Raw genomic sequence first — 12,732 nt, forward strand, 5'->3', positions numbered from 1 at the left:
TATTTGAAACTTTTTTTCGGCATTACTTAAAAATGATGATTTCCACCAAGGTCTTATATTTTTAATAGATGACTTTCTACAATAAAATATGGAAATTTTAATACTATATCTATTTGTTATTTATAAATAATATGCAAATTTATGGCCAAAATACAATCAAATATTATTTTTTTAATCGTTTTTTTCTTTAAATACATTCCGATATTTTTAATCCTCTCTTTTTTATTTTTATATAAAAAAACACTTATATCTGATTTATTTTATATAACTCAATCTATTAAAAACAAAAAAGCACTCATTTGAGTGCTTTTATTTATTGATTATATTTTAAACTTTTAGCTCTTTTGCTTTTGCCAAAGTCAAAGCCACATCAACAATCATGTCTTCCTGACCACCCACCATTCGGCGTTTACCCAGTTCAACCAAAATATCAAATGCCGATAGTCCATATTTGGCGGCAGCAACTTCGGTATGACGTAAAAAGCTTGAATAGACACCTGCATAACCCAGTGCTAAAGTTTCGCGGTCTACACGAACTGGTCGCTCCTGCAACGGACGCACAATATCTTCAGCTGCATCAATCAATCCTTTGACATCACAGCCATGATTTAGCCCCATACGCTCAACCGCAGCAATGAACACTTCTAACGGCGCATTTCCTGCGCCTGCGCCCATCCCTGTTAAACTGGCATCAATACGGTTACAACCATGTTCTAGGGCAACAATACTGTTTGCAACTCCAAGACTTAAATTATGATGCGCATGCATGCCTGTTTCTGTTGCAGGATCAAGTACATCTTTCATTGCTTTAAAACGATCCGCGATATCATACATATTCATCGCACCGCCCGAATCCACCACATAAATGCATTGGGCTCCGTAGCTTTCCATGAGCTTACCTTGTTGCGCCAAGCCTTCTGGGGTATTCATATGGCTCATCATTAGAAAGCCAACGGTATCCATACCTAATTCTCTAGCATATTCAATGTGCTGACGAGAAACATCTGCTTCAGTACAGTGCGTTGCGACACGTACCACACGCGCACCTGCGTCATAAGCTGCTTTTAAATCATGAACCGTACCAATGCCCGGCAATAATAAAGTTGCTACTTTGGCCTTCTTCACTTCACTAGCAACAGCTTCTATCCACTCTAGGTCTGTATGTGCACCAAAACCATAGTTAAAGCTTGAACCTTGCAAACCATCACCATGTGCAACTTCAATACTATCTACACCTGCTTCATCCAGTGCACGAGCAATCTGGCGAACCTGATCAAGTGAATATTGATGACGAACTGCATGCATCCCATCACGTAAAGTCACATCGGAAACATATATTTTTCTTTGCTGATCAATCATGTTACCTGCTCCTTATGCGGTCTTTTTACTTAAATGGGTTTCTGCAAAGCGTTCAGCAGCAGCTAAGGCTGCACTGGTCATAATATCCAGATTGCCTGCATAAGCAGGTAAATAATGTGCTGCGCCTTCTACCTCAAGAAAAATCGAAACTTTTAGGCCTGGCATTTTGCCCAACCCAGGAATATTCAATGCATGAGCTTCATCAAATCGTTCAAATTGTACTTCCTGCTTCAAACGATAACCCGGGACATAAGCATGTACGGCTTCTGCCATTTTATTCACCGACACCCGAATGGCATCCTGATCTGCGTCTTTATCAGCCAGACAATATACTGTGTCACGCATCATTAAAGGTGGTTCAGCTGGATTTAATACGATAATAGCTTTACCTTTTTGCGCCCCCCCTACTTCTTCAATTGCTTTAGAGGTGGTTTCGGTAAATTCATCAATATTGGCACGTGTTCCCGGACCAGCAGATTTACTGGCAATAGAAGCAATAATTTCTGCGTAATGAACTTTTGCTACCTGAGATACGGCATGTACCATCGGAATGGTGGCTTGTCCGCCACAGGTCACCATATTAATATTGGCTGCATCCAGATGTTCATCGAGATTAACCACAGGAATCACATAAGGACCGATTGCTGCTGGTGTCAAATCAATGACTTGAATTCCATGCTGCTGCAACACGGCATTATGACGAGCATGGGCATTTGCAGAAGTCGCATCAAATGCAATGCGAATCTCACTAAAACATGGTAATTTTAACAGCCCTTCGATCCCTTCAGCTGTGGTTTCCACCCCAAAACGAGCCGCACGAGCCAGACCATCTGAATTGGGGTCAATCCCAACCATTGCACCAACTTCAAGTTGTTTTGAATTACGCATGATTTTAATCATGAGGTCTGTTCCGATATTGCCAGAACCGATAATGGCACATTTAATTTTTTGCATATTCTTTATCCTGTTACTTGGCAAATATTGCGGTCACGGGGTCAAAACCTTCGATTTCAACTTTAAATTCATCGCCCGGTTGAACCACCACCATTGGGCCTAATGCACCCGTGAGTACAATGTCTCCCGCTCTGAGAGGTCTCCCGCGACGTACCATTTCATCTGCCAACCAAATTGCTGCATTGAGAGGATTTGCCAGACATGCTTTTCCTACGCCTTGTGACACAATTTCACTGCTACGTGTCATAATCATTTTGCAATTTACAAGATCAAGTTGATCTAACTTGACAGGTCGTGATCCCAACACAAAAGCTGCACTAGAAGCATTGTCTGCCACCGTATCAATTAACGAAATTTTCCAATTTTCGATTCGGCTATCTACGACCTCAATAGCAGCTAAAGCGTAGTCAGTTGCACTAATAATATCGGCATAAGTATGGCGGCTTTGAGTTAAATCAGTTTTAAGAACCAAGGCAATTTCAGCTTCAACTTTAGGCTGAATCAACTGATGGGTAGGAATAACTTCACCATCACCATAAGCCATGTCGGCAAACAACATGCCAAAATCAGGCTGATCTACACCAAGCTGCGACTGGACAACTTTCGACGTTAATCCAATCTTACGCCCGACTAAACGACGTCCTTCTGAAAGTGCGCGATGAGTATTAATTTCCTGTACCGCATAGGCGATGTCTACGTTTGCCTGATCATCCCCCAACTCAGTTCGAATGGGAGCAATAGCAATTTTTGAGAATTCAGCTTGTCTTAAAGCCAAGGCAACCGATTCAATAACAGCAGAGTTTGACATTCATCTTTCCTTAAACTGCAAAATTGAACGCATACCGTTTTAAGGAGGACAAATGAGAAAATTGCCATCAAACAATTCGGATAAATTCAATTCCTTGTTTTATCCAGATATCCACCTAAAGCAGCGTTTATTTAAAACAGACTAAGCATGAAAAAAACGACCATTAAATGCCAATACTTATTTTGTTTCATACAATCGTTTTTATTTATAATCATTCTACAAGCTTAATTGTGATGTCAATGATTGAAATAAATTGAGACTGGTCTTCTCCAGTCCCAAGATATCGTGTAGATGGCTTTAACTAAAGCGGGTTGCAATTTGTGATCTTGATTTTTTTAGATGATTAATCAGGAGTAATGATCCAGCAGCACAGAATGCAGGGATTGCTAAAATACTTAGAATTTCAAAGCTGGATAAATTTAAAGACATGAGCCATCCCCCCATAATCGACCCAACGATTGATCCAGAACGTCCTACAGCGTTAGCCCAACTCACTCCTGTTGCACGACAATGCGTCGGATAAAAACTTGATGCAAATGCATTTGCTCCTACTTGAGAACCACTAATACCTGCCCCCACACCAAACATGGCAAACATTAATAAAATAATATTGCTCTGCTCAATACCAAATCCCAGACAAATCAGAAAAATACCACCAAACACATAAGCTGTACTTAGAATTTTTGTCGCATCCATTTTATCCATCAATAAGCCTAAAATAATTGCGCCCAACGTTCCCCCAATTTGAAAAATCGAAGTCAACCACGATGCATTGGATAAATTAAAGCCTTGGTTGGTGAGTAAAGTCGGCATCCAGCTTGAAATCATATAAATAATGAGCAGACTCATAAAAAAGGTAAACCAGATTAAAAACGTGCCAAAGGCAAAGCCTTTATTAAATAAATCTTTTAAACTCGATTTTTCTACTTCATTGACTGTTGGAACCAAAGTCGGAATGGTTTTAAGATGGGGTGCAATACGGCGAATAATTTTTTCAATTTGCTGAACACTTTTCTTTTTGAGTACTAAAAAACGAATTGACTCAGGTAATAAAAAATACAAGAACGGGACTGTGGCTAATGGCAGTACCCCTCCTATCAATAAAATTCCATGCCAGCCAATATAGGGAAGTAATTGTGCAGAAAGAATTCCACCTAAAGCAGATCCAACTGTAAAGCCACAAAACATTAACGTGACTAGATTAGAACGTCTGGACGTGGGTGCATATTCAGAGGTTAAGGTGATTGCGTTGGGTAAGGCTCCCCCTAAGCCAAGCCCTGTCAAAAAACGCCAAACAATCAGGGTATGTAAATCAGGTGAAAAAGAAGCAAATACGCTGGTTAGACCAAACATAATGACTGAACCAATCAAAATCGGTTTACGTCCTAATTTGTCAGATAACGGCCCAAAGATTAATGCCCCTGCCATGAGGCCAAATAAACCTGCACCAAATAATGGAGCAAGATCTGTGGCATGTAGTGCCCATTCTGCTTTGAGTGCTGGTGCAATAAACCCTACTGCGGCTGTATCAAAACCATCAATAGCTACAATTAAAAAACATAACCACATAATCAGTTTTTGTAGTGTGGATAATGGAATTTCATCAATAAAGCTTTGTACGTCTATAGAATTCTGAGACATAAGTCCTCCCTGCGCCAATAAATTGGCGTATATGCATTCCTTAGCAAAGGCACTCAGCTATATTTATTATTGCGACTGAGTGCCTATTCGAATCAATCAGATCATGAGGATTTATTGCACGTTGACCGTAATTCCAGTCAAGCCGTCAATGTCTGCACGCATTACATCCCCTTTCACCACAGCACCGACCCCCTCAGGAGTACCTGTAAAAATTAAATCGCCTGCTTTTAGCTCAAATAAAGTTGATAAATTGGCAATTGTTTCTGCAACTGACCAGATTAGATGACTGATATCACTGCGCTGTTTTGTTGCATCATTTACCGTTAAATGAATATCAGCCTGATTGAGTTCGCCAGTTTGTTGAATAGAATGGATGGGACCAATCGGTGCAGAAAAATCAAATGCCTTACCAATTTCCCATGGACGGCCTTTCTCACGCATGCCCATCTGTAAATCCCGACGAGTCATGTCTAACCCCACCGCATAGCCATAGATATAGTTGACGGCATCTTCTACAGATACGTTTTTGGCATCTTTACCTATTGCAACCACCAGCTCAATCTCATAGTGAAAGTTCGAAGTTTCAGTCGGATATGGAATATTGACTGGATCTGTGTTCACGGGAACAATTGATTCCAAATCATTGGGTTTACAAAAGAAAAATGGTGGTTCACGATCTGGATCAAAACCCATTTCACGCGCATGTGCAGCATAATTGCGTCCAACGCAATACACGCGGCGCACAGGAAACTTATATTCTGAACCATGAATGAAAAGACCCGCAGTGGTCATCGGCTGAAAAATAAATGACATGTTTATATTCCTTCTCTTACTCTACTCACACTTTAAAATGCATCGCCCTGTTGTTCAGGTGCAGCTTTTTGAAATGCTTCTAGTGTCATGCAATGTTGATAAATTTCATTAATGTTGGGATATGCCGATAAATCGACGTTAAAACGCTGTGCAGAAACCACTTGTGGAACTAAATAAGCATCCGCAATCGTAGCCTGATTGCCATAACAGAATTTTTCACGCGTTAGATCTTCGGACAGAATTTGCTCTAAAGCCTGAAAACCATCTTGAATCCACTTCGCACACCATGCATTAATCTGTGCATCGTTGAGTTCAAAGTTCTGACGTAGATGCTCTAAAACACGTTTGTTATTTAAAGGATGGATATCGCATCCAATTAATGCTGCAATGGCACGCACCCGCTCACGGCCCACTACATCTGTTGGAAGTAATGCAGGCTCAGGATACTGCTCTTCCAGCCATTCAATTATGGCGGGACTTTGCAAAAGCGTTTCTGAGGTGGTCGCAAGTACGGGAACAAAACCCTGCGGATTTAACGCTTTAAAATCAGCCTGATGATGCTCATTTTTGGCTAGTGAGATATAAACCGCTTCATAGGCTACGCCTTTTAAATTCAGTGTAATTCTAGTACGATGCGATGTCCCACTCCGGAAAAAACTATACAATTTCATGCTGCATGTCCTTGATAGTTTTTCACCGCATCTAAACAGTTATTAACATTCCAGCCATATAACCATTCCATAGCATCATAAAAACGCTCAGTCGGACGATTACGCCATAAATCATTACGAACCAGCCGCTTAACACCCGCTGCGTGATAAATTTTACCCATTTCACGTGATGACAAAACGATCCGTGCTGTACGCGCTACACGAGCTTTTTGGTAAATATCAAATGCCTGAAGAATATCGTTATTCGTGCTACGCAATGCTTCACCCAGCGTTACTGCATCTTCCATCGCCATACATGCGCCCTGCGCCATATATTGGGTTGTCGGATGAGCCGCATCACCAAGTAAAGTCACGCGACCAAACGTCCAGGTATCAATTGGTTCGCGATCTGCAGTTGCCCACCGACGCCAACTTTTTGGCAATTCGATCAGTTGCCGTGCTTTCGGACAAATTTCCTGAAAATAAGACAGTACTTCTTCTTTAGAACCGTCCGTTACGCCCCATTGTTCGTGTTCACGACTATGGAATGTAACGACAACATTGTATTCTTTACCACCACGTAATGGATAATGCACAAGATGGCAATTTGGCCCCACCCAGATACTGGCAGCATTCCATTTCAAATCTTCTGGAAATTCATTTTCAGGCACAACAGCACGATAAACCACATGACCTGTGACTAATGCAGGGTCACCCACGAACGTTTCGCGTACAATCGACTTAACACCATCTGCACCAATGAGGGCCTGACCCTGATATTGTTTGCCATTCTGATCAGTTATAGTGACCGTTGAATCATCTTGCTCCACTTTTTTGATCTGACAATTAGTGATAATTTCTAAATTGCCATAATTTTTTGCGCCTTCCACCAATGAACCGTGAATATCGGCTCGATGGATCACTGCATAGGGATTTCCAAAACGTTCACGAAATTTTTCATCAGTGGGAATTTTACCTATCTGATATTCATCCAATGCATCATGCATCACCATATAATCGGTATAGACTGCTTTACCACGGGCAATCTCTCCAATTCCAAGCGCATCAAAAGCATGAAATGCATTTGGTCCTAATTGAATTCCAGCTCCAATTTCACCAATTTCTGGGGCTTGCTCGAATACTTGCACCTTAAAGCCTTGTTTGGCCAAAGCCAGTGCTGCTGCAAATCCACCAATACCACCACCCGCAATTAAAATCGGTTGTTGTTGAGTATTTGACATGATTTATATCCTTATAAATATTCTGATCAGTGACGTTCACGCACTGAATACAAACCTAATTTCCGCTGTAAAGGAGCTTCATCTGCAACGAACAGATAACATGGCTGATCCGAGCTATTGATTAAATCAATATATGCAAAACACGGTGCACAAGATGTATCCGCTTTGCCCAAATTGAAATTTTTATGATCGATCCTAAGTTGTAATTGACCATCAATCACATGAAAAATTTGAGCAGTAGAACGTGGTTGCAATTGAACAGTTTCATTTGGACGCAGCATTAAAGCGGAATATCCAATAATATTCTGACAATCATTTCCGGTTTCTGGGTTGATATAAGTGACCTGTATAGGTGCTTGATGGTTTTTATCTTCAGCCAATGCATTCAAGACTTTTTTCGTATCTTTCCATGCATAACGCATCATCGGATAAGAAGCATTTTCACGAATAAAATGCGTGGTTGGTACAATACCCGCACCATAATGATGTGCATTACCCGCACTCACCACTTTCTGAAGCTCACCCGGTTGTACATAAGATGCTTCGATGTAATACACTAGCGGTAAATCCAGAACATCTAGCCAAATCACTGGCTCATCACCATCATGTCCATGTTCATGCCAAAGTCCTGATGGAGTAAGAATTAAATCCCCATGTTCCATCATGCATTTCTGCCCCTCAACAGTAGTATAGGCTCCCTCACCCTCCACAATTAAACGCACTGCATTTGGTGTATGACGATGGGATGGCGCCCATTCTTTCGGTAATAAAAGCTGCATGCCCAAGTACATAACCGAACTCGCTTTCATATTTTCAAGACCGTGTCCTGGATTAGCTAAAACCAGCACCCGTCGTTCAGCCTTTTCAATAGGAGTTAATTCCCCTGCTTCTAACAGTAATGGTTTGATATCTTTAAAATACCATGCAGTGGCTTGAGTCTGAGGCATCGGTTTATGCGGCGGTAATACATTCCGCAGGCTAGGCCATAAAGGTACAAGATTTGATTCTTCAAGTTGACCAAGATAACGTTTTGGCAAGTCATCCAGTGTTGCTAACTGTTCCATTGCTGATCCTCTTTTTACTGCTCAACAGCACAATTCTTTTGTGAACTGTCTGAGACAAGTCTTCCGTGTTCATCAATGTAACAATCAAAAATTGTTGAATCCATGCACAAAAAAGAATAGTCTGTATTGATAATATCAATACAAGGATTCATGGGTTGTTTGATTTAGATACTAGACTTTTACAAATATTCTTTGAAATTTATAAACATAACAGTGTTTCTAAAGCGGCTGAACAATTAAATATTGGTCAACCCACCTTAAGTATTGCCTTAAATAAATTACGGGAACATTTTAAGGATCAACTGTTTGTAAGAATTGAAAATAAGATGCAACCAACTGAATTATCTAAACAAATTTATCCTTTAGTAGTGGAAATCTTAAATCGGTTAAAGTTAGTACAAAGTTATAATATTGAATTTGATCCCCAAACATCGAATTATCAGTTCCGAATTAGCATGACAGATATCAGCCATCTGGTTTTATTACCTAAACTGATTAATTATTTACGTGAGAATGCTCCCAATATTCGACTGGAAATTATACCGATTACTGCGGATACTCCTGTGCTCATGTCGAATGGAGAAATTGATTTAGCTATTGGTTTTTTACCCCAATTAGAAGCGGGTTTTTATCAACAAACCTTATTTCAACAACATTATGTCTGTATTGCCAGTCAAAATCACCCACGACTAACTGGCCCCACATTATCAGATGAAGAGTTTCGTCAAGAATTACATATCGACATTTTTGCAACTGGTGGACATTATGTATTGGAACATGAGTTGCAAAAACTGGGGGTTAATCGAAATATTTTACTTCGTTTACCGAGCTATTTGGGAGTTGGTCTTGTGGTACAAGACACAGACGCGATAGCAACTATTCCGCACTATTTGAGCCAACTACTTTTAGTCAGGGGCAATTTGCAAATATTAGAGCTGCCCTATCATTTTCCAACCTATAGCGTTAAACAACATTGGCATTCAAGAGCTCATAAAACTCCAAGTAACCAATGGTTGAGACAAATATGTTTCCACTTATTTTGTCAATAATTCTCAGAGGAAATATTAACTAAAAATAGATATAAAAATTATGCTATGACGAGTTTCATGTCATAAATTCGAATTTTAACAACCTACTCTTTAAATTTTAGCGAGTGGCCTTTTCATACATCTTGGTCACTCTTCGCTTAAGAAAAAGACATTGAACAAAAAATTTAGATTTTTAATTCATGGGGTATTAAAGCTTTAAAACGGACTGTAATGCTGGTCGCTCCATTAATCTCTCGAACCATAAGTCAATCGCCTGAAATTTTAGTGATTGATCAATGGGCAGATTTTTCCAAGTATACATATAACTGCCTAAAGCAATATCTGCTATAGAAAAATATTCGCCTGCAATAAATAACCGAAACTCTAGATGCTGATTCAAAACATTTAACTTTACGTCCAGCTCTTGCAGAGCCTGCTGCAATAAACTCATGTTTCTTTGGGCAAGAGGCAATTTTATTGTATGCATCATGATCATTTTAAAAATAGGACTCATTCCGCCTAGACACCAATCCATCCATTTCTCAGCCGCATAACGCTGCTCAATATCACTAATGAATAAACCTTTTTGAGCATATTTTTCTGCCAAGAAGCGTAAAATGGTATGGGATTCCCATAACGTAAAATCTCCATCTTGAAGACAGGGCACTAAACCATTTGGATTGAGTTGTAAATATTCAGTAGTATTTACAATCTCAAATGGCCCTCCAGCCTGAATATGCTCAAATTTGAGTTCTAACTCATTTAAACACCATAGTATTTTTCGAACATTGGTGGAGTTTGTACGTCCCCAAAGTGTAATCATTTTTCACCTCAAATCGGGTCGTTGACGTTCAATCAATAAGCCAACTCACCTTGTCATTACTCAGCATTTTTAAATTCACTTTCAATGTGATTTGCTGCTTTTGTTAAAATTTCCACAATCGTTTCAACATGAATCAAATTAAAGCGTTTAACAGAACCCACAATACTTAATGCAAGAGGAAATGCCTTTGTAGAGTAAATAATGGGAACTGCCAATGCACCTAAATGAGGCTCTAACTCTCCTTTAGACAAGTAATAACCCTGTTTTTTAATTTGGTTCAATTTTTCTAAAAATTCGGTTTCAGTTTCGACAAATCCACTCGAAATAAAGTGCTCGTGATATTTCTGGAAAATGGCTTTCTGTATTTTCATTGCCGTATTTGCCAAAATAATTTTGGGCGCCGCACCGACATAAGCAGGTCGTGGACGACCTCTTCCATATGCCAATAACGATGAGTCTTTATAACTTTCATGATGAATATCAATACAATAATCTTCATAAAATTGCGTTAAACAGCAACTAAATTCTGTTTGCTCGACGATATCCAGCATTAAAGGAATTGATAACCGAAGTATGGGATTAGATTGTTGTGAAATATAATCCATAACAGAAATTTTAGGTCCAAAGGTATATTGACCACCATACAATCTTTGTAGAAGCCCATGCGCAACTAAATCTTTAATATAACGATACCCGGTGGGTTTTGAAAAATTCAATTTTTCACAAATAATGTCTGCATCCAAAACAGGTTCTTCTATAGAAAATAAAGTGAGAATATTTAACATGTTATTGGATGTAGACATTGCACGCTCAGCTTAATTCATAGACATCAGTTGACGCATTTTACCTTCCCACTCGGCTCTTTGGCAAAAGCCCGGTAACCTTTTAGCATGATTTTCAACTTCAGCCATCAGTTCATCTGCATCTTTGCTTAAATCTAACGGAATCTTCATGGGTTGCGATACATACCAAGGCGTATCAATAAATAATTCAAGACGGTTCCCTTCAGGATCTGGCGCATAAAAAGAAATCGCATTGCCATGAGTAATCGGATCTACATGAGGAATTTGCAACTCTACAAATTTGGCATAAAGCTTTTGTAAAGTTCCTAAACTATCCGCCTCTAGGGAAATTTGATTAATCGGATTGAAGATTGATTCTTCAGGCCGGCCTGTTGCTAACACAATCTGATGATGCGCTTTTGGATCACGACTTAGAAAAACCAATTGCACTTCACCACGAGGTGTATCGAGTTTTCCACGATCAGTCACAAAAAAACCGAGAATTTCAGTATAAAACTGCTCCATCTTGGTCATGTGAGTGACATAGATTCCGATATGGCTAAATTTAAGTCCTTTCATGTTTTTCTCAATAATTGATAAAAATGTTGACACAACATATATTGTTTGCCAATATTATGTCAATTGTTATTATTTATTGATAATAACATAAACAACACAAGGAAGATTTCCATGAAATTATTAAGCTTCAGCATCCACGGTCAATCATCATTTGGTTTAATTAAGGATCAATCCGTTATTGATCTCAAAAAGTATTTCTCAGATAAATACGTCGATTTAAAAAGTTTATTAGCTGAAGATAATTTTCTTGAAATCTTAACATCTGTTAAAAATGCACCTGTTGACTACTCACTCGAAGACATTCAATTTGAACCCGTCATTCCAAATCCTGAACAAATTTTCTGTATTGGTTTGAATTATGCTGACCACGTGCAAGAAACTCAGCGTGAAATCACTGAAAAACCTATGATTTTCTTTAGACTTGCGCCATCACAAGTCGGTCACAACCAACCTTTATTACGTCCAGTCGAAACAGAACAGTTTGATTACGAAGGGGAAATTGCGATTGTCATTGGAAAAGGAGGTCGCCGTATTCCTAAAGAACAGGCATGGGATCATATTGCTGGCTATTCATGCTACAACGATGGTTCAGTTCGTGACTGGCAGCGCCATACAGCCCAATGGGGGCCAGGTAAAAATTTCTTCCAGACGGGTGGTTTTGGTCCTTGGTTAGTAACAACTGATGAAATTAAAGCAAATGAAACTATGACCCTGATTACTCGTGTGAATGGTCAGGAATTACAACGCGCTCAAACCACTCAGCTTATCCATGATATTCCTTCTTTGATTAACTATATTTCTACCTTTACTCCATTAAGCGCTGGCGATGTGATTGTCAGTGGTACCCCAGGTGGTATTGGTTTGAAACGTAATCCACCTGTTTTACTTCAAGAAGGCGATATTGTTGAAATTGAAGTAGATAAAGTCGGAATCCTGAAAAATATCGTAAAAAATGAAGGTTAATTCGAATGGGGCTTTAACAATAAAGCC

13 protein-coding genes are annotated in these 12,732 nt (G+C 39.4%); 2 read left to right on the forward strand and 11 right to left on the reverse strand.

Going from position 1 to position 12,732, the window contains the following annotated elements:
* Positions 1-327: 327 nt before the first annotated feature.
* The 8 genes from dmpG to IAE20_RS04930 form a co-directional block, all read right to left on the reverse strand.
* Positions 328-1,359, reverse strand: coding sequence for a 4-hydroxy-2-oxovalerate aldolase (gene dmpG / locus IAE20_RS04895; protein ID WP_200481343.1), 1,032 nt, complete (start codon positions 1,357-1,359; stop codon positions 328-330).
* Positions 1,360-1,371: 12 nt separating this feature from the next.
* Positions 1,372-2,313: an acetaldehyde dehydrogenase (acetylating) gene (locus tag IAE20_RS04900; protein ID WP_200481344.1), complete on the reverse strand. Its 942-nt coding sequence runs from the start codon at positions 2,311-2,313 to the stop codon at positions 1,372-1,374.
* Positions 2,314-2,326: 13 nt separating this feature from the next.
* Positions 2,327-3,121 carry a 2-keto-4-pentenoate hydratase gene (locus IAE20_RS04905; RefSeq protein ID WP_200459705.1) on the reverse strand — a complete coding sequence of 265 codons (795 nt, stop codon included), beginning with the start codon at positions 3,119-3,121 and terminating at the stop codon, positions 2,327-2,329.
* Positions 3,122-3,418: 297 nt separating this feature from the next.
* On the reverse strand, positions 3,419-4,762 hold the full coding sequence (locus IAE20_RS04910) for an MFS transporter (protein ID WP_200459706.1): 1,344 nt from the start codon (positions 4,760-4,762) through the stop codon (positions 3,419-3,421).
* Positions 4,763-4,873: 111 nt separating this feature from the next.
* Positions 4,874-5,575, reverse strand: a complete 702-nt coding sequence (locus IAE20_RS04915; protein WP_200459707.1) for a fumarylacetoacetate hydrolase family protein — start codon at positions 5,573-5,575, stop codon at positions 4,874-4,876.
* A 32-nt stretch (positions 5,576-5,607) separates the two neighbouring features.
* Positions 5,608-6,246, reverse strand: a complete 639-nt coding sequence (gene maiA / locus IAE20_RS04920) for a maleylacetoacetate isomerase (protein ID WP_200459708.1) — start codon at positions 6,244-6,246, stop codon at positions 5,608-5,610.
* On the reverse strand, positions 6,243-7,466 hold the full coding sequence (locus IAE20_RS04925) for a 3-hydroxybenzoate 6-monooxygenase (protein ID WP_200459709.1): 1,224 nt from the start codon (positions 7,464-7,466) through the stop codon (positions 6,243-6,245). Before IAE20_RS04925 ends, maiA begins: the two co-directional genes overlap by 4 nt.
* A 26-nt stretch (positions 7,467-7,492) precedes the next feature.
* Positions 7,493-8,530, reverse strand: coding sequence for a cupin domain-containing protein (locus IAE20_RS04930; protein ID WP_200459710.1), 1,038 nt, complete (start codon positions 8,528-8,530; stop codon positions 7,493-7,495).
* 155 nt (positions 8,531-8,685) lie between these two features.
* Here IAE20_RS04930 and IAE20_RS04935 point away from each other — a divergent pair, with 155 nt between their 5' ends.
* Positions 8,686-9,579: a LysR family transcriptional regulator gene (locus IAE20_RS04935; RefSeq protein WP_200459711.1), complete on the forward strand. Its 894-nt coding sequence runs from the start codon at positions 8,686-8,688 to the stop codon at positions 9,577-9,579.
* Between the two features lie 187 nt (positions 9,580-9,766).
* Here IAE20_RS04935 and IAE20_RS04940 read toward each other — a convergent pair whose 3' ends face one another.
* Genes IAE20_RS04940 through IAE20_RS04950 form a run of 3 tightly spaced genes read right to left on the reverse strand, consistent with a single transcriptional unit; the run spans position 9,767 to position 11,742 of the window.
* Positions 9,767-10,381: a glutathione S-transferase family protein gene (locus IAE20_RS04940; RefSeq protein WP_200459712.1), complete on the reverse strand. Its 615-nt coding sequence runs from the start codon at positions 10,379-10,381 to the stop codon at positions 9,767-9,769.
* A gap of 56 nt (positions 10,382-10,437) precedes the next feature.
* Entirely contained in the window at positions 10,438-11,184 is a 747-nt protein-coding gene (locus IAE20_RS04945) for an IclR family transcriptional regulator (RefSeq protein WP_200481345.1), read from the reverse strand.
* Between the two features lie 12 nt (positions 11,185-11,196).
* Positions 11,197-11,742, reverse strand: coding sequence for a VOC family protein (locus IAE20_RS04950; RefSeq protein WP_200481346.1), 546 nt, complete (start codon positions 11,740-11,742; stop codon positions 11,197-11,199).
* A gap of 111 nt (positions 11,743-11,853) precedes the next feature.
* On the opposite strand from IAE20_RS04950, the gene IAE20_RS04955 reads away from it, so the two are divergent.
* Positions 11,854-12,705: a fumarylacetoacetate hydrolase family protein gene (locus tag IAE20_RS04955; RefSeq protein ID WP_200459715.1), complete on the forward strand. Its 852-nt coding sequence runs from the start codon at positions 11,854-11,856 to the stop codon at positions 12,703-12,705.
* Positions 12,706-12,732 lie beyond the last annotated feature (27 nt).

Origin of the sequence: Acinetobacter sp. S54 (assembly GCF_016624945.1) — a bacterium.
GTDB lineage: Bacteria > Pseudomonadota > Gammaproteobacteria > Pseudomonadales > Moraxellaceae > Acinetobacter.